Annotated in this window: 13 protein-coding genes; 4 read left to right on the top strand and 9 right to left on the bottom strand. The window is 70.2% G+C overall.

The window, feature by feature from the left end:
• Positions 1–487 precede the first annotated feature (487 nt).
• The 3 genes from ABZ937_RS19925 to thyX all read right to left on the bottom strand — a co-directional run bounded on the left by ABZ937_RS19925 (position 488) and on the right by thyX (position 4,189).
• Positions 488–2,173: a ribonuclease J gene (locus ABZ937_RS19925; protein WP_361693541.1), complete on the bottom strand. Its 1,686-nt coding sequence runs from the start codon at positions 2,171–2,173 to the stop codon at positions 488–490.
• Positions 2,174–2,328: 155 nt separating this feature from the next.
• The gene (gene dapA, locus ABZ937_RS19930; protein WP_361693543.1) at positions 2,329–3,228 is read right to left on the bottom strand and encodes a 4-hydroxy-tetrahydrodipicolinate synthase; all 900 of its coding nucleotides are present in this window, start codon (positions 3,226–3,228) and stop codon (positions 2,329–2,331) included.
• A gap of 211 nt (positions 3,229–3,439) precedes the next feature.
• Positions 3,440–4,189: an FAD-dependent thymidylate synthase gene (thyX, locus tag ABZ937_RS19935; RefSeq protein ID WP_361693545.1), complete on the bottom strand. Its 750-nt coding sequence runs from the start codon at positions 4,187–4,189 to the stop codon at positions 3,440–3,442.
• 196 nt (positions 4,190–4,385) lie between these two features.
• Here thyX and ABZ937_RS19940 point away from each other — a divergent pair, with 196 nt between their 5' ends.
• Positions 4,386–4,622, top strand: coding sequence for a hypothetical protein (locus ABZ937_RS19940; RefSeq protein ID WP_361693547.1), 237 nt, complete (start codon positions 4,386–4,388; stop codon positions 4,620–4,622).
• 103 nt (positions 4,623–4,725) lie between these two features.
• The gene (locus ABZ937_RS19945; RefSeq protein ID WP_361693549.1) at positions 4,726–5,280 is read left to right on the top strand and encodes a hypothetical protein; all 555 of its coding nucleotides are present in this window, start codon (positions 4,726–4,728) and stop codon (positions 5,278–5,280) included.
• A 92-nt stretch (positions 5,281–5,372) separates the two neighbouring features.
• Here ABZ937_RS19945 and ABZ937_RS19950 read toward each other — a convergent pair whose 3' ends face one another.
• The 5 genes from ABZ937_RS19950 to rpsO form a co-directional block, all read right to left on the bottom strand.
• A complete protein-coding gene (locus ABZ937_RS19950) occupies positions 5,373–5,825 on the bottom strand; it encodes a tetratricopeptide repeat protein (protein WP_361693551.1) in 453 nt (150 codons plus the stop codon).
• Positions 5,826–5,836: 11 nt separating this feature from the next.
• On the bottom strand, positions 5,837–6,589 hold the full coding sequence (dapB, locus tag ABZ937_RS19955) for a 4-hydroxy-tetrahydrodipicolinate reductase (RefSeq protein ID WP_361693553.1): 753 nt from the start codon (positions 6,587–6,589) through the stop codon (positions 5,837–5,839).
• 26 nt (positions 6,590–6,615) lie between these two features.
• Entirely contained in the window at positions 6,616–7,995 is a 1,380-nt protein-coding gene (locus tag ABZ937_RS19960) for a pitrilysin family protein (RefSeq protein WP_361693555.1), read from the bottom strand.
• Complete coding sequence (locus tag ABZ937_RS19965) at positions 7,992–10,211, bottom strand: polyribonucleotide nucleotidyltransferase (protein WP_361693557.1); 2,220 nt, start codon at positions 10,209–10,211, stop codon at positions 7,992–7,994. Before ABZ937_RS19965 ends, ABZ937_RS19960 begins: the two co-directional genes overlap by 4 nt.
• Before the next feature lie 331 nt (positions 10,212–10,542).
• Positions 10,543–10,830, bottom strand: a complete 288-nt coding sequence (rpsO, locus tag ABZ937_RS19970) for a 30S ribosomal protein S15 (RefSeq protein WP_030619140.1) — start codon at positions 10,828–10,830, stop codon at positions 10,543–10,545.
• A gap of 276 nt (positions 10,831–11,106) precedes the next feature.
• Between rpsO and ABZ937_RS19975 the strand changes: the two genes are divergently transcribed.
• Complete coding sequence (locus tag ABZ937_RS19975; RefSeq protein ID WP_361693559.1) at positions 11,107–11,400, top strand: DUF397 domain-containing protein; 294 nt, start codon at positions 11,107–11,109, stop codon at positions 11,398–11,400.
• 69 nt (positions 11,401–11,469) lie between these two features.
• Here ABZ937_RS19975 and eccD read toward each other — a convergent pair whose 3' ends face one another.
• Entirely contained in the window at positions 11,470–12,969 is a 1,500-nt protein-coding gene (gene eccD, locus ABZ937_RS19980) for a type VII secretion integral membrane protein EccD (protein WP_361693842.1), read from the bottom strand.
• A gap of 299 nt (positions 12,970–13,268) precedes the next feature.
• Here eccD and eccCa point away from each other — a divergent pair, with 299 nt between their 5' ends.
• Positions 13,269–17,234: a type VII secretion protein EccCa gene (eccCa, locus tag ABZ937_RS19985; RefSeq protein WP_361693560.1), complete on the top strand. Its 3,966-nt coding sequence runs from the start codon at positions 13,269–13,271 to the stop codon at positions 17,232–17,234.
• The last annotated feature ends 75 nt before the right edge of the window (positions 17,235–17,309 follow it).

Raw genomic sequence — 17,309 nt, forward strand, 5'->3', positions numbered from 1 at the left:
CCCGTAATCGGGATGAACACCACGAGAGCGGTGCGAGAGGAGGAATAATCCCCTCGCACACAGCGTCCTCGCTGTGTTTTTTCAAAGGAACCTCGTCCCAGCCATGTTGGCCGGAGACGGGGTATCAACATATCTGGCGTTGATTTTTGGCACGCTGTTGAGTTCTCAAGGAACGGTCGCTTCCTTTGTACTCACCCTCTCGGGCTTTCCTCCGGGCGCTTCCCTTCGGTCTTGCGTTTCCGACTCTATCAGATCTTTTCTCGATCCGATTTCCTCGGTGCTTTCCAGGTTCCCGCTCTCGCGTTTCCCTTTCCGGCGGTTCCGACTTTATCAGAAGTTCTGAGTCGGTTTTCCCACCCGCTCCGGGCATCCGTGTCCAGCGCGTGAAGTGCTGGGGTTCCCGGTTGGGCGGAGCCGTAAACGTACTGGAGCGGGGCGCCCCGATGCAAATCGAGGCGCCCCGCTCCTGGCTCGTGCCGACGGGGCGTCAGACCTCCACGACCACCGGCAGGATCATCGGCCTGCGGCGATACGTCTCCGAGACCCACTTGCCGAGGGTCCGGCGGATGAGTTGCTGGAGCTGGTGGGGCTCCACGACGCCGTCCTGAGCGGACCGCTCCAGGACCTCCGTGATCCTCGGGATGACGTCGGTGAAGGCCGAGTCCTCGATGCCCGAGCCGCGGGCCTGGACGTGCGGGCCGCCGGTGATCTTGCCGGTGGAGGCGTCCACGACGACGAAGACCGAGATGATGCCCTCGTCGCCGAGGATCTTGCGGTCCTTCAGCGCCGGCTCGCCGACATCGCCGACCGAGAGGCCGTCGACGTAGACGTAACCGGCCTGGACCTTGCCGGAGATCTTGGCCTTGCCCTCGATCAGGTCGACCACCACGCCGTCCTCGGCGATGACGATCCGGTCGTGCGGCACGCCCGTGAGCGCGCCCAGCTCGGCGTTGGCGCGCAGATGGCGCCATTCGCCGTGGACCGGCATCAGGTTCTTCGGACGGCAGATGTTGTAGAAGTACAGCAGCTCGCCCGCGGACGCGTGGCCGGAAACATGCACCTTGGCGTTGCCCTTGTGGACGACGTTGGCGCCCCAGCGGGTCAGGCCGTTGATCACGCGGTAGACCGCGTTCTCGTTTCCGGGGATCAGGGACGACGCCAGGATCACCGTGTCGCCGTTGACGATGCGGATCTGGTGGTCCCGGTTGGCCATGCGGGACAGGGCCGCCATCGGCTCACCCTGGGAACCCGTGCAGACCAGGACCACCTCGTGGTCCGGCAGGTCGTCGAGCGTCTTGACGTCGACCACCAGGCCCGGCGGGACCTTCAGGTAGCCGAGGTCGCGGGCGATGCCCATGTTGCGGACCATGGAGCGGCCGACGAAGGCGACCCGGCGGCCGTACTCGTGCGCCGCGTCCAGGATCTGCTGGATGCGGTGGACGTGGCTGGCGAAGCTCGCCACGATGATCCGCTTGCGGGCGCCGGCGAAGACCTGCCGCAGGACGTTGGAGATGTCGCGCTCGTGCGGGGTGAAGCCCGGGACCTCGGCGTTCGTGGAGTCGGTGAGCAGGAGGTCGATGCCCTCCTCGCTCAGCCGCGCGAAGGCGTGCAGGTCGGTGAGGCGGTTGTCCAGCGGGAGCTGGTCCATCTTGAAGTCGCCGGTGTGCACCGCCATGCCCGCGGGGGTGCGGATGGCGACGGCCAGGGCGTCCGGGATGGAGTGGTTGACGGCGACGAACTCGCAGTCGAAGGGGCCGATGCGCTCGCGGTTCCCCTCCGCCACCTCCAGGGTGTACGGGCGGATCCGGTGCTCCTGGAGCTTGGCCTCGATGAGGGCGAGCGTGAGCTTGGAGCCGATCAGCGGGATGTCCGGCTTCTCGCGGAGCAGGAAGGGGACGCCGCCGATGTGGTCCTCGTGGCCGTGGGTGAGGACGATGCCCTCGATGTCGTCGAGGCGGTCCCGGATGGACGAGAAGTCCGGCAGGATCAGGTCGATTCCGGGCTGCTCCTCCTCGGGGAAGAGCACTCCGCAGTCGACGATCAGCAGGCGGCCGCCGTACTCGAAGACCGTCATGTTTCGGCCGATCTCGCCGAGGCCGCCGAGCGGGGTGACCCGCAGGCCGCCCTCGGGGAGCGGCGGCGGCGGGCCGAGTTCGGGATGCGGATGACTCAAAAGACTCTCCTCACCACACGCGCCACGTACCGGTACGGCACGTGGCGCGCATGACGTTCGTGCGGAAGCAGTTGTCGTTGTGGGGTGCGGGCACCGGTGACCCGCGTCTTCTGTTGTTCTTCAGTTGTGGAGCCCGTGTGGTGCCAAGTCTGTTGTCAGAGCTGTACCCCGCCGGCAGCAAGATCGATCTTGAGCTGGGCGATCTCCTCGGGCGAACACTCCACCATGGGCGAGCGCAGCGGCCCGCCGGGCAGGCCCTGGAGGGCGAGGGCGGCCTTGGTGGTCATGACGCCCTGGGTGCGGAACATGCCCGTGTAGACGGGGAGCAGCTTCTGGTGGATCTCGGTGGCCTTGACGACGTCACCGGAGACGTACGCGTCGACGAGGGCGCGCAGGTCGGGGGTGACCAGGTGGCCGACGACCGAGACGAAGCCGACCGCGCCCACGGAGAGCAGCGGCAGGTTGAGCATGTCGTCGCCGGAGTACCAGGCGAGGCCGGACTGGGCGATGGCCCAGCTGGCGCGGCCGAGGTCGCCCTTGGCGTCCTTGTTGGCGACGATCCGGGGGTGCTCGGCGAGCCGGACGAGGGTCTCGGTGTTGATCGGGACGCCGCTGCGGCCGGGGATGTCGTAGAGCATGACGGGCAGGCCGGTGGCATCGGCGACGGCCGTGAAGTGCCGGTACAGGCCCTCCTGCGGGGGCTTGTTGTAGTACGGCGTGACGACGAGGAGGCCGTGGGCGCCGATGCGCTCGGCCTCGCGGGCCAGCTCGATGCTGTGGTGGGTGTCGTTGGTTCCGACGCCGGCGACGACGTGGGCGCGGTCGCCGACGGCCTCCAGGACGGCTCGTACGAGGTCCGATTTCTCCGCGTCACTGGTGGTGGGGGACTCGCCGGTGGTGCCGTTGATGATCAGGCCGTCGTTGCCTGCGTCCACCAGGTGGGCGGCGAGCCGCTGCGCGCCGTCGAGGTCGAGTGCGCCGTCCGCCGTGAAGGGCGTGACCATGGCGGTGAGGACCCGCCCGAAGGGGGTCTGCGGAGTCGAGGTCGGAGCCATGGGTAACACGCTACTCGGTGCTCGATGCGGGGTGCGCCTGTGGGGTGCCGGGAAAGTCCGGACAAAGAAGGAGCCCGGCACTGCCTGCTCGGGGGTTCAAGCAGTGCCGGGTCCGTTTGATCAGGCTAGATGAACTTCTCTAAATGCCGCAATACGGACACTTCGCCAGGCTGATCAGTACATCCGTTCCCGGTGGGGGAACAAGGCTTCGTTACGGGGCCACACGCCCGTTCGCATTGAAGGCTGCGTACGTCAGCGGCATGAGCTTCGCCCACTCCGCCTCCATCTTCTCGCCGACCATCTCGATCTCCCGCTGCGGGAAGGACGGCACCTTGGCCAGCTCGTGCTGGGTGCGCAGGCCCAGGAAGTGCATGAGGGAGCGCGCGTTGCAGGTGGCGTACATCGAGGAGTAGAGGCCCACGGGGAGGGCGGCGCGGGCGACCTCGCGGGCGACGCCCTCGGCGAGCATCTTCTGGTAGGCCGCGTACGCCTGCTCGTACGACTCCCGCAGGGTGCCGCTGACCGCCTCGTGCTGGGCCGGGGTGCCCTCGACGAAGACGTACTTGCCGGGGCGGCCCTGCTGCACGAGCTTGCGGTCGGTGCCGGGGACGTAGAAGACCGGCTCCAGCTCCCGGTAGCGGCCGGACTCCTCGTTGTACGACCAGCCGACCCGGTGCCGCATGAACTCGCGGAAGACGAAGATCGGGGCGCTGATGAAGAAGGTCATCGAGTTGTGCTCGAACGGGCTGCCGTGCCGGTCGCGCATCAGGAAGTTGATCAGGCCCTTGGAGCGCTCGGGGTCCTTCTTCAGCTCGTCCAGGGACTGCTCGCCGGCGGTGGAGACGCGGGCGGCGAAGAGCACGTCGGCGTCCGAAGCGCTGGACTTCACCAGCTCGACGGTGACGTCACTACGGAACGTGAGCGACTCGGGGGTGGTCACGGGGGTCGGGGTCCTTCCCATCACTTCTGTGGTCGGCGACCACCTTACGGGGCGCCCGCCGGACGCCGGGCGGTGCCTCGTCGCCTCGCCTCCGAAAACACGGCGGCGAATTTTTCGGACATGGGCACCATTTGTGTCACTCGATCGTCTGTATCGGTGAGGTGTGCACGTTCGATCTTCAACCCGTCCATCGATCCCGAAAGGAGCGGCGACCGCGATGTTCCGTAGGCGCGAGCCCGTACCCTTCGCCTTCCTGGCCGAGGCGGACAGGTTCCGCAGCAATGTCACTCCCCCGCCCCGCCGTCGGGCGTCCGCCGGCGAGATGGCCGGGCGCTGGCTGCTGGGCCTGACCCTCGTCGCCGGGCTCGTGGGTGCCCTGGTCGTGGGCATGCCGGCGCTCTCCCCGTCGTCCGGTACGCCGGCTCAGCAGTCCCAGGCGTCCCAGGGGCGCTGAGCCGGGGGTACTGCCCCTTCCGGACGCTCAAGGCTGGTGAGCGGGAACACGGCCGGATAGCCTCACCGGCACAGCCCACGCGAGGACCGAGTGAGGACCAGCCGTGCCCCTGCCCTTTCTGACGGCCGACCGCACCTTCGAGACGGCAGCCGAGAGCGCGCTGCCCTATGACGCTCCGGAGCGCTGGCGGCGCCCGTACCGGCCCGGGCCCTGGCGCGTGGCCGTGGCCGCGCTGTGGCTGCTGCTGGCCTCGCTGGTCCTGTTCGCCGCGGTGCTCATCGCGCTGACCGGCTCGCTGTCCACCGCCGGGGCGGTCCTGGTCGCGGGCCTGGCGATCGTCGCCTGTGCGCTGCGGCTGCTGCGCATGGGGGTGTGGGTGAGCAGGCGCGGACTGCGCCGGACGGGCTTCCTGCTGACGCGGACGGTGCCGTGGGCGCGGGTCGTCTCGGTACGGACGGTGCAGCAGCCGGTGCGCTGGCTGGGGCTGCCGCGCACGGTGCAGGGGCAGGCGCTGGAGCTCGTGCGCAAGGACCGGCGTGCCGAGGACACCCCGCCGCTGCTGACCACGCACACGCTGGACTTCCTGGGCCGTCCGGTGGCCTTCGACCGGGCCGCGGACGCGGTGGAGGCGTGGGCCGCGGAGAACCGGCGCGGCTGACCCGGCAGGTACGGGGAAGGGGCCGGCCCGCGGTAATGCGGGCCGGCCCCTTCCGCGTCCGTGCCGAGGCGGAGCGGTGCTGCCGGTGGGCCTCAGGCCTGGACGGGTCTGCCTTCGTGCAGGGCGATGGCGCGCTGCATGGCCTTGCGGGCCCGTGGGGTGTCGCGGGCGTCGTGGTAGGCGACGGCCAGGCGGAACCAGCAGCGCCAGTCGTCGGGGGACGCCTCCGTCTCGGCCTTGCGCTTGGCGAAGACCTCGTCGGCCGAGTCGCGGTCGATCCGGCCGCTGGGGTGGCGCTTCAGCTCGTCGACCGGCAGGCCGCCCTCGGCGTCGAGCACGGCGGCGAGCTGGTTGGCCTTGCGGACGAACTGGGTGTTCTTCCACAGGAACCACAGGCCGATGACCGGCAGGATCAGCACCGCCACGCCGAAGGTGACGGTGAGGAGCGTGCCGGACTGGATGAGCATCACGCCGCGGCTGCCGACCAGGACGAAGTAGAAGACCAGGACGGCGGCCGTGACGAGGTAGGTGATCTTCGCGCGCATGGGAGTGGCTGTCAGCTCAGGTCCAGGAAGTGCTCCAGGCCGAAGGTCAGGCCCGGAGTCGACACCACGCGGCGGGCGCCGAGCAGGATGCCCGGCATGAAGCTGCTGTGGTGCAGGGAGTCGTGGCGGACGGTGAGGGTCTCGCCCTCGCCGCCGAGCAGGACCTCCTGGTGGGCCAGGAGGCCGCGCAGGCGGACGGCGTGCACGGGGACGCCGTCGACGCTGGCGCCGCGGGCCCCGTCCAGGGCCGTGACCGTGGCGTCCGGCGCCGGGGCCGTACCGGCCGCCCGGCGGGCCTCGGCGATGAGCTGGGCCGTGCGCGTGGCGGTGCCGGAGGGGGCGTCCACCTTGTTCGGGTGGTGCAGCTCGACCACCTCGACCGACTCGAAGTACGGCGCGGCGATCTGCGCGAACTTCATCGTCAGCACGGCGCCGATGGAGAAGTTCGGCGCGATGAGCACGCCGGTCTCCGGGGACTGGGCCAGCCAGCCCTTGAGCTGCGCGAGGCGCTCCTCGGTCCAGCCGGTCGTACCGACGACGGCGTGGATGCCGTGGCGCACGCAGAAGTCGAGGTTGCCCATGACCGAGGCGGGGGTGGTCAGCTCGACGGCGACCTGGGCGCCGGTCTCCGCCAGCGTCTCCAGCTTGTCGCCCCGGCCGAGGGCGGCGACCAGTTCCATGTCCTCGGCGGCCTCGACCGCCTTGACCGCCTCGGATCCGATCCGGCCCTTGGCACCGAGGACCGCCACGCGCAGCTTGCTCATGTTCCTGCTTCCTAACCGGTGGTGTTTCAGGCGACCGCGTCGTGCAGCCGGGAGGCCTGCTTGTCCTTGAGCGGGCCGATGACCGACAGCGACGGACGCTGTCCCAGGATGTCGCGGGCGACCGAACGAACCTCGTCCGGGGTGACCGCCGCTATCTTCGCGAGCATGTCGTCCACGGACATCTGCTCGCCCCAGCACAGCTCGCTCTTGCCGATCCGGTTCATCAGCGCGCCGGTGTCCTCCAGCCCGAGGACCGTGGAGCCGCGGAGCTGGCCGATGGCGCGGGCGATCTCGTCGTCGGTGAGGCCGTGCTGCGCGACATGGTCGAGTTCGTCGCGGCAGATCCGCAGCACGTCGTGCACCTGGCTGGGCCGGCAGCCGGCGTAGACGCCGAACAGGCCGCAGTCGGCGAAGCCGGAGGTGTACGAGTACACGCTGTAGGCGAGGCCGCGCTTCTCCCGGACCTCCTGGAAGAGGCGGGAGGACATACCGCCGCCGAGGGCGGTGTTGAGCACGCCCATGGCCCAGCGGCGGTCGTCGGTGCGGGCGAGGCCGGGCATGCCGAGGACGACGTGCGCCTGCTCGGTCTTGCGGCCCAGCAGCTCGACCTTGCCGGAGGTGCGGATCGTACGGCTGCCGTCGCGCGGGGCGATGGGCTGCACGTCGTGGTTCCGCAGGGCGCCCGCCTTCTCGAAGGCCGCGCGGACCTGGCGTACGACCTTGCCGTGGTCGATGTTGCCGGCGCAGGCGACGACGAGGTGGGTCGGGTCGTAGTGCTTCTTGTAGAAGCGGCGGATGCGGTCGGCGGTGAGGGCGTTGACCGTGTCGACCGTGCCGAGGACCGGGCGGCCGAGGGCGTTGTTGCCGAACATGGTGTGCGCGAACAGGTCGTGCACACAGTCGCCCGGGTCGTCCTCGGTCATCGCGATCTCTTCGAGGATCGCGCCGCGCTCGACGTTGACGTCCTCTTCGAGGATCAGCGAGCCGGTCAGCATGTCGCAGACGACGTCGATGGCGAGGGGCAGGTCGGTGTCGAGCACGCGCGCGTAGTAGCACGTGTACTCCTTGGCCGTGAACGCGTTCATCTCGCCGCCGACCGCGTCGAGCGCGGCCGAGATGTCCAGCGCCGACCTGCGGGTCGTGCCCTTGAAGAGCAGGTGCTCCAGGTAGTGCGTGGCGCCGTTCAGGGACGCGGTCTCGTCGCGGGAGCCGACGTGCGCCCAGATGCCGAAGGTGGCGGAGCGGACCGAGGGGAGGGTCTCGGTGACGATGCGCAGGCCGCCCGGGAGGGTGGTCTTGCGGACCGTGCCGATGCCGTTCTGACCCTTGATGAGGGTTTGGGTACGGGCGACGGCCCGCGCCTCCGAAGAGGGGCGGGCCGTCACCTTGGAGCTACGGGACGTCACTGCTCGGCGTCGTCCTTCGTCGTCTCGTCGGCTTCCTCGCCCTCGATCACCGGAACGAGGGAGAGCTTGCCGCGGGAGTCGATCTCGGCGATCTCGACCTGGACCTTCTGGCCCACGCCGAGGACGTCCTCGACGTTCTCCACGCGCTTGCCGCCGGCGAGCTTGCGGATCTGCGAGATGTGCAGCAGACCGTCCTTGCCGGGCAGCAGGGAGACGAACGCACCGAAGGTGGTCGTCTTGACGACCGTACCCAGGTACCGCTCGCCGACCTCGGGCATCGTCGGGTTGGCGATGCCGTTGATCGTGGCGCGGGCGGCCTCGGCGGAGGGGCCGTCGGCGGCACCGATGTAGATCGTGCCGTCGTCCTCGATGGTGATCTCGGCGCCGGTGTCCTCCTGGATCTGGTTGATCATCTTGCCCTTGGGGCCGATGACCTCACCGATCTTGTCGACCGGGATCTTGACGGTGATGATCCGCGGGGCGTGCGGGGACATCTCGTCGGGCCGGTCGATGGCCTCCATCATCACGTCGAGGATGTGGAGACGGGCGTCGCGGGCCTGCTTGAGGGCCGCGGCCAGGACGGAGGCCGGGATGCCGTCCAGCTTGGTGTCCAGCTGGAGGGCGGTCACGAACTCCTTCGTGCCGGCGACCTTGAAGTCCATGTCGCCGAAGGCGTCCTCCGCACCGAGGATGTCGGTGAGGGTGACGTAGTGCGTCTCGCCGTCGATCTCCTGGGAGATCAGACCCATGGCGATACCGGCGACCGGGGCCTTCAGCGGCACACCGGCGTTCAGCAGCGACATGGTGGAGGCGCAGACCGAGCCCATGGACGTCGAGCCGTTGGAGCTCAGCGCCTCGGAGACCTGGCGGATCGCGTAGGGGAACTCCTCGCGCGTCGGCAGGACCGGCACGAGGGCGCGCTCGGCAAGCGCACCGTGGCCGATCTCGCGGCGCTTCGGGGAGCCGACGCGGCCGGTCTCGCCGGTGGAGTACGGCGGGAAGTTGTAGTTGTGCATGTAGCGCTTGCGGGTCACCGGGGAGAGGGTGTCCAGCTGCTGCTCCATGCGGAGCATGTTGAGGGTGGTGACGCCCAGGATCTGGGTCTCGCCACGCTCGAACACGGCGGAACCGTGCACCCGCGGGATGGCCTCGACCTCGGCGGCGAGCGTACGGATGTCCGTGACGCCACGGCCGTCGATGCGCTTCTTCTCCTTGATTACGCGCTCGCGGACCAGCTGCTTGGTGAGCGAGCGGTACGCGGCGGAGATCTCCTTCTCGCGGCCCTCGAACTCCGGCAGGAGCTTCTCGGCGGCGAGGCCCTTGACGCGGTCCAGCTCGGCCTCGCGCTCCTGCTTGCCGGCGATGGTGAGCGCCTGGGCGAGCTCGGGCTTGACGGCGGCGGTCAGCGCCTCCAGGACGTCGTCCTGGTAGTCCAGGAAGATCGGGAACTCGCCGACCGGCTTGGCGGCCTTGGCGGCGAGGTCGGCCTGGGCGCGGCACAGGACCTTGATGAAGGGCTTCGCGGCCTCAAGACCGGCGGCGACGATCTCCTCGGTCGGCGCCTCGGAGCCGCTGTCGACCAGCTTGATGGTCTGCTCGGTGGCCTCGGCCTCGACCATCATGATCGCGACGTCGCCGTCCTCCAGGACACGGCCGGCGACGACCATGTCGAAGACGGCGTCCTCCAGCTCGGTGTGGGTCGGGAAGGCGACCCACTGGCCGCGGATCAGCGCGACGCGGACGCCGCCGATCGGGCCGGAGAAGGGCAGGCCGGCCAGCTGCGTGGACGCGGACGCGGCGTTGATCGCCACGACGTCGTACAGGTGGTCGGGGTTGAGCGCCATGATCGTGCAGACGACCTGGATCTCGTTGCGCAGGCCCTTCTTGAAGGACGGGCGCAGCGGGCGGTCGATGAGGCGGCAGGTGAGGATGGCGTCCTCGGACGGCCGGCCCTCACGGCGGAAGAAGCTGCCGGGGATCTTGCCGGCGGCGTACATCCGTTCCTCGACGTCCACCGTGAGCGGGAAGAAGTCGAGCTGGTCCTTGGGGTTCTTGGAGGCGGTGGTGGCCGACAGCACCATGGTGTCGTCGTCCAGGTACGCCACGGCGGAACCGGCGGCCTGCTTGGCCAGGCGGCCCGTCTCGAAGCGGATGGTGCGGGTGCCGAAGGGGCCGTTGTCGATGACGGCTTCGGCGTAGTGGGTCTCGTTCTCCACTAGCGTTTTCTCCTCGTCTTCGTCCCTGGGCTGCCCGTGTGGCAGGGGGACGGTGGTGGAGAAGCGCTCCGTGCGGTGCGGGCCGGTCTTCGATCGAAGCACCCGGGGCTCGCTTCCCCCCGGGGGCCACTACCGAGGACCGGCGGCGGCTAGGTGCGCTCCTCCTCGTTCTGTGTCGTACGTCGTTGTGCTGTCGTACGTCGTTGCGTGTCGTGCGTATTGCGTTGTGCTACCACACTACAAAGCGTGAGTGACACTCCGCACGTTTCCGCATGTACGACGAAGGGAGCGGTCCCCGAGTCCTTCCGGGAACCGCTCCCCTCACGGCGTCTTACTTGGCGCCCGCCGCACCGCGGCGGATGCCGAGGCGGTCGACCAGCGTACGGAAGCGCTGGATGTCCTTCTTCGCCAGGTACTGCAGCAGGCGACGGCGCTGACCGACCAGGATCAGCAGGCCACGGCGGGAGTGGTGGTCGTGCTTGTGGGTCTTGAGGTGCTCCGTCAGGTCGGAGATCCGACGGGAGAGCAGAGCGACCTGGACCTCGGGGGAGCCGGTGTCACCCTCCTTGGTACCGAACTCGGCGATGATCTGCTTCTTCGTAGCGGCGTCGAGCGACACGCGTACTCCTCATAGTCTGTTGAGTGCCACCGAGTGCCCCCGGTCTACATCTCGGGGGAGCTTCCGTTACTCGGGAGGCGGGGATCCGCTGGGCGCGGCCTCCAGAACACCGTGATGTCAGGGGTTCCGGGGGTGCGTACACAAACGGCCGTCACTCAGGGTACCAGGCGATGGCGGGGACCTTACGCCCGGTCGGTGAACCGTCCTGAGGGGCCGGTGTCCGCCACTAGGGTGAACGCCGGGACCGTACCTACCTCGGGAAGGGGTCGCTGCACCATGGCGGAGACGGAAGCGGAGATCAAGGCGCGCAAGGAGCGGGAGCGGGACGAGCTGTACGCGCTCGACATCTCGGGCGTGGAGTGGCACTGCGCGCCGGGCACGGAGGAGCACGAGGAGCGGGTCGAGATCGCATACCTGCCCGGCGGGGCGGTGGCGATGCGCTCCTCGCTCGACCCCGGCACCGTGCTGCGCTACACCGAGGCGGAGTGGCAGGCGTTCGTGCTGGGGGCGCGGGACGGGGAGTTCGATCTGAAGCCGATGGCGCACAACGGGGGCCTCGACGTGCAGTGAGCGGCACACGAGAAGGGGCGGCACGCGCGCGTGCCGCCCCTTTTCCTTGCCCGGATCCAGTGCCCGGGTCTAGCTGGTCATGGCGCGCGCCTTCGCGTACACGTCGAAGACGGCCAGGGTGAGCGGGATCAGCGTCAGCAGGACGAAGCCCTCGCAGATCTCCAGGAAGCGGCCCCAGAAGGGGGTCAGGCCGCCGCGCGGCAGGATCAGGCCGAGGGCCGTCACCAGGGTGGTGGCCAGGGCGATCGCCGCGATCAGCCAGATGGTGCGGATGTCGAGGTCGGTGCGGTCCCCGGCGAGCGCCGCGATCATGATGCGCCGCGGCGGGTTCAGGGCGAGGCCGAGGCCCAGCAGGACCAGGGAGCCGAGGCCGGCGGCCAGCACGGAGGCGACCTGGGCGGTGTAGCGGAAGAGCCCGGCGCGCATCAGCATGGCGACGCCGGTGGCGAACGCGAGCAGCTGGGCCCAGACGTCGTCGGAGAAGCCCAGTACGGCCGAGGCGCCGACGGCGAGCAGGGCGCAGCCGCCGACCATGCCGACGAGGAGTTCGTGGCCGCGCCGCGCCTGCGCCTCGATGCGCTCGGTGTCCACCGGCTCCTGGGTGGCGGACTCGGCACCGTAGGCGGAGCGGGGGGTGCCGCTGCTGGGGTTCTCGAAGCCGATCGGCAGCCGGGCGAACCGCATCGACATGCCGGGCAGGAAGGCGAGCGCGCCGACGGCGACGGGTGCGCACAGGGCGGCCGTCTCCCTGGGCGCCCAGTTCGTGAGGGTCGCGACGAAGACGACGATCGTGGCGACCGCGGAGGCGAACACGAAGGCGACGAAGGGGCCGTCGCCGTGCGGTGAGGACAGGGTGAGGATCAGGGCGGCGACGAGGACGGCCGCGCACGCCAGCAGGAACTGGAGTCTGCCGATGCCCTCGCCGCCGCTGAGCGGCAGCAGTCCGCTGCCCGCGACGCCGATGTTGGGCAGCGCGCCGAGGCCGAGGGCGACGGCGGAGCCGCGGTCGTCGTAGACGCGGGCGCGGACCGCGGAGAGCACGACCAGGAGGATGCCGGTGACGGCGGCGAGGATGCCGGCCAGCCCGTGCATGTCGTGGCGCGGCTCGGAGGTCCAGGCGACGAACGCGAGCAGCGCGGGCAGTACGCCGCCGCCGACGAGGCCGGCGGCCCGGGTCAGATCGCCGCTCCACAGCTTGTGCTGCTTGGTGACGGCGGAGGCGACGGCCTCGGCGACGTCGTCGAAGACGGCCGGCGGCAGGGACTCCGCGAACGGGCGCAGGGTGAGGAGTTCGCCGTCGAGAATGCGCTGGGCGGCGAAGGACCGGGCGCTGTCCAGCACGGTGCCGTCGGTGCGGACGAGGTGGTAGCCGACCGGGGCGCCCGCCGCGGGGCTCTGCTGGGACAGCCGGAGGATCTCCGGACAGAGGTCGGCGACCGGGACGTCGTCGGGCAGTGCCACGTCGATTCGGCTGTCCGGCGCGACGATGGTGACCCGGCAGAAACCGAGTCCGGTGCCGGATCCGGAAGGGGCTCCCGTCCCGGGTCCGCCGGTGGCGGCGGCCGTCATGCTCACCTGCTGCTCCCCCTCAGTGGTGGTGGTGCGTCTATGTCGTGAAGGTCCCGTGCCGGTTTGCCCGGTACTCGGTGACACGGGTGCCGCACGGCGGGATTCCGGGGTTCTCCCACCCCTCCATCGAGGGGTTTGTCCCCGTATATCCAGCCTGCTCGGCGTGTGCTCACGCGAACATCCGGCACCCTACCGCTCACCCGTGTCGTGTGAACTCAGTAGGATCACGCGGCGGCCTGCGCTCGCCGGACACGGGGCGGCGGGCGGAACGCCTGGGTCGGGCAAGGGAATTGGTGAGCGTGAGCCAGATTGTCGTAAAGCGCCCCCCTAGGGCGCTGCCGTCCGAAGTGCCCACGGAAGAGCTTGTTGTCCAGCCACCGCCCGAATTGCCGCGGGGGCACCAGGAGAGCGTGCTGATGCAGCTCCTGCCCACCCTGGGCATGGGCGGCTCCGTGGTCTTCTTCTTCACGAACGGCCAGCCGTTCATGAAGATCATGGGCATGATCATGATCGCCTCGACGGTGGCGATGTCCATCGCGATGGTGGTCCGCTTCCGCCGCGGCTCCCAGGGCCAGCTGGCGGACATGCGCCGCGACTACCTCAGCTATCTGTCGCAGACGCGCAAGTCCGCCGTGGCCACGGCCAGGACGCAGCGGGACGCGCAGTACTACCTGCACCCCTCCCCCGAGCAGCTCTGGGCGCTCGTCGCCGAGGGCAGCCGGGTGTGGGAGCGGCGGCCCGGCGACGAGGACTTCGCGCACGTCCGCATCGGTCTGGGCCCGCAGCCGCTGGCCACCCCGCTCGTCGCCCCGGAGACGGGTCCCGTCGAGCAGCTGGAGCCGCTGACCGCGGGCGCGATGCAGCGTTTCCTCGCCGCGCACAACACCGTCGGCGACCTGCCGATGGCGGTCTCGCTGCGCGCCTTCTACCACGTCACGGTCAGCGGCGAACCGCAGTCCGTACGGGCCTCGGCGCGCGCCCTGGTCGGCTCGCTGGCCTCGCTGCACTCCCCGCAGGACCTGCTCATCGCGGTGGCCGCGGGCCGGGAGGCGCTGCCGCACTGGGACTGGGCCAAGTGGCTGCCGCACGCGCAGGCACCCGGCGCCGTGGACGGTGCCGGTTCGCGCCGGCTGATCGGCATCGACCCGCGCGAGCTGGAGGACCTGCTGGCCGCCCGGCTGACCGGCCGGCCGCGCTTCCACCCCGCCGCCGCGCCGCTGCTGGACGAGCCGCACATCGTGCTCGTACTGGACGACCTGTCCCTGCTGCCGGACTCGGTGCTCGCCAACCCGGAGGGACTGCAGGGCGTCACCGTGCTGGAGGTGGTGGCCGGGGACCTCAGCACGGCGGGCGGCGACCTCTCCATCGTCGTACAGCCCGGCCTGCTGCGGCTGGAGTCCGGGCACGGCGAGGTGTACGAGGGCACCCCGGACGTCCTCTCCTACGAGTCCGCCGAGGCGCTGGCCCGGCAGCTGGCGCCGCTGCGCATGGCGTCGGGCGGCGACGACGACGAACCGCTGCTCGCGAACCTGGAGTTCACCGACCTCCTCGGCCTCGGTGACGCGGCGTCCGTCGACACCAAGCGGACCTGGCGCCCGCGCGCGCTCGCGGAACGGCTGCGGGTGCCGATCGGCCTCGGCGAGGACGGCCGGCCCGTGATGCTGGACCTCAAGGAGGCCGCGCAGGAGGGCATGGGCCCGCACGGCCTGTGCGTCGGCGCGACCGGTTCCGGCAAGTCGGAGCTGCTGCGCACCCTGGTCCTCGGCCTCGCGGTCACCCACTCCTCGGAGACCCTGAACTTCGTCCTCGCGGACTTCAAGGGCGGCGCGACCTTCGCCGGCATGGCGCAGATGCCGCACGTGGCGGCCGTCATCACCAACCTCGCGGACGATCTGACCCTGGTCGACCGCATGGGCGACTCGATCCGCGGTGAGCTGAACCGCCGCCAGGAGCTGCTCCGCGACGCCGGCAACTACGCCAACATCCACGACTACGAGAAGGCACGCGCGGCCGGCGCCCCCCTGCAGCCGATCCCGTCCCTCGTCCTGGTGATCGACGAGTTCAGCGAGCTGCTGACCGCCAAGCCGGACTTCATCGAGATGTTCGTGCAGATCGGCCGTATCGGCCGTTCGCTCGGCGTGCACCTGCTGCTGGCCTCGCAGCGCCTGGAGGAGGGCCGCCTGCGCGGCCTGGAGACCTACCTGTCGTACCGGATCGGTCTGCGCACCTTCTCCGCGGCCGAGTCCCGGGCCGCGCTCGGCGTCCCCGACGCCTACGAACTCCCGAACGTCCCCGGTTCCGGCTTCCTGAAGTTCGGCACGGACGAGATGGTCCGCTTCAAGGCGGCGTACGTCTCCGGCGTGTACCGCTCGGGCTCGCAGCGCCCGGCCCTGGGCGGCGGGCAGCTGCCCGTGGACCGGCGCCCGGTGCTGTTCACGGCCACCGAGGTGCCGGTGCAGTACACCGCGATCCCGCAGCAGCGCACGCAGTCCGAGCCCGAGGTGGACGAGGCGCTGGCCGACACGGTCCTCGACGTGATCGTGCGCCGGCTGGAGGCGCAGGGCCCGGCGGCGCACCAGGTGTGGCTGCCCCCGCTGGAGAGCCCGCCGTCGCTGGACGCGCTGCTGCCGGGCCTCGCGGCGGTGCAGGGCCGCGGCCTGACCCAGCCGGGCTACGAGGGCGCGGGCCGCCTGGTCGTCCCGGTCGGCCTCGTCGACAAGCCGTACGAACAGCGCCGCGACCGGCTGATGCTCGACTTCTCGGGCGCGGCGGGCCATATGCAGATCATCGGCGGCCCGCAGTCCGGCAAGTCCACCCTGCTGCGCAGCCTGATCTGCTCCTTCGCGCTGACGCACACCCCGCACGAGGTGCAGTTCTACGGCCTGGACTTCGGTGGCGGCGGTCTGGTCGCGGTGGACGGACTCCCCCACGTCGGCGGCATCGCCTCGCGCCTGGACCCGGAGCGCGTCCGCCGTACGGTCTCCGAGGTGTACGGCGTCCTGACCCGCCGCGAGGAGTACTTCCGTACGGCGGGCATCGCCTCGATCGCCGACTACCGCGCCCGGCGCGCCCGCGGCGACATCTCGGTCACCGACCAGCCGTGGGGTGACGTGTTCCTGGTCATCGACGGCTGGGGCAACTTCCGTACCGACTACGAGGCCCTGGAGTCGGCGGTCCTGGACATCGCCGCGCGCGGCCTCGGCTACGGCATCCACCTCGTCATCACGGCGTCCCGCTCGATGGAGGTCCGGGCGAACCTCAAGGACCACCTGATGAACCGCCTGGAGCTGCGCCTGGGTGACGTGATGGACTCGGAGATCGACCGCAAGGTGGCGGCGAACGTGCCCGCCGGCGTCCCCGGCCGCGGTCTGTCGCCGCAGAAGCTGCACTTCATGGCGGCGGTCCCGCGCATCGACGGCCTCACCTCCGACACGGACCTGGCCGAGGCCACGACCGCGCTGAACACCGAGGTCGGGCGCCACTGGCAGGCACCGGGCGCGCCCAAGGTACGGCTGCTGCCGCGCCGGCTGGAGGCGGCCGAGCTGCCCCCGGGCGACCGCTTCCGGCAGCGGGGCGTCGCCTTCGCGCTGGACGAGGAGAACCTGGAGCCGGTCTTCGTCGACTTCGAGCAGGACCCGTTCTTCCTCGTCTTCGGCGAGAGCGAGTCCGGCAAGTCCAACCTGCTGCGGCTGCTGATCAAGCAGCTGACGCTGCGGTACGGCGGCGACGAGGCGAAGTTCTTCGTGGTGGACAACCGCCGCTCACTGCTGGACGTCACACCGGCGTCCCACCTCGCCGAGTACATCCCGATGTCCAGCCAGATGGACCACCACATGGCGGCCCTGGCCGACCTCATGCAGCGCCGCACGCCGACGGCCGACGTCACGCCGCAGCAGCTGCGGGACCGGAGCTGGTGGCGGGGACCGCAGGTGTTCGTCGTCATCGACGACTACGACCTGGTCTCCACGTCCACCGGCAACCCGCTCGGCGGACTGACGGAGATGCTGCCGTTCGCCCGCGACGTCGGCGTCCGCTTCATCATCGCCCGCTCCTCCGCGGGCGCGGGCCGCGCCTCCTACGAGCCGTTCATGCAGCGCATGAAGGAACTCGGCGCCCAGGGCCTCCTCCTGGCCGGCGACCCGGCCGAGGGCGACATCCTCGGCGGCGTCCGGCCCCGTCCCATGCCGGCGGGACGAGGCGTCTTCGTGTCCCGGAAGCGGGGGAAGCCGTTGGTTCAGACGGGGTTGGTGGACGTGGAGTACTGAGACGCATCGGCCCTGCTCACTCGACGAGACTCCCGTCCCCCCTCGGGGGGGACGGGAGGAGGGGGAGGAACCGCG

It is taken from the genome of Streptomyces sp. NPDC046727 (assembly GCF_040645635.1).
In the GTDB taxonomy this organism is placed as follows: domain Bacteria; phylum Actinomycetota; class Actinomycetes; order Streptomycetales; family Streptomycetaceae; genus Streptomyces.

Bases quoted from the DNA above. Each gene is read 5' to 3' on its own strand.
- ABZ937_RS19940 (WP_361693547.1), top strand. From the start codon at position 4,386: ATGTTCCGTAGGCGCGAGCCCGTACCCTTCGCCTTCCTGGCCGAGGCG.
- eccD (WP_361693842.1), bottom strand. From the start codon at position 12,969: ATGACGGCCGCCGCCACCGGCGGACCCGGGACGGGAGCCCCTTCCGGA.
- ABZ937_RS19950 (WP_361693551.1), bottom strand. From the start codon at position 5,825: ATGCGCGCGAAGATCACCTACCTCGTCACGGCCGCCGTCCTGGTCTTC.
- thyX (WP_361693545.1), bottom strand. From the start codon at position 4,189: ATGGGAAGGACCCCGACCCCCGTGACCACCCCCGAGTCGCTCACGTTC.
- dapB (WP_361693553.1), bottom strand. From the start codon at position 6,589: ATGAGCAAGCTGCGCGTGGCGGTCCTCGGTGCCAAGGGCCGGATCGGA.
- dapA (WP_361693543.1), bottom strand. From the start codon at position 3,228: ATGGCTCCGACCTCGACTCCGCAGACCCCCTTCGGGCGGGTCCTCACC.
- ABZ937_RS19975 (WP_361693559.1), top strand. From the start codon at position 11,107: ATGGCGGAGACGGAAGCGGAGATCAAGGCGCGCAAGGAGCGGGAGCGG.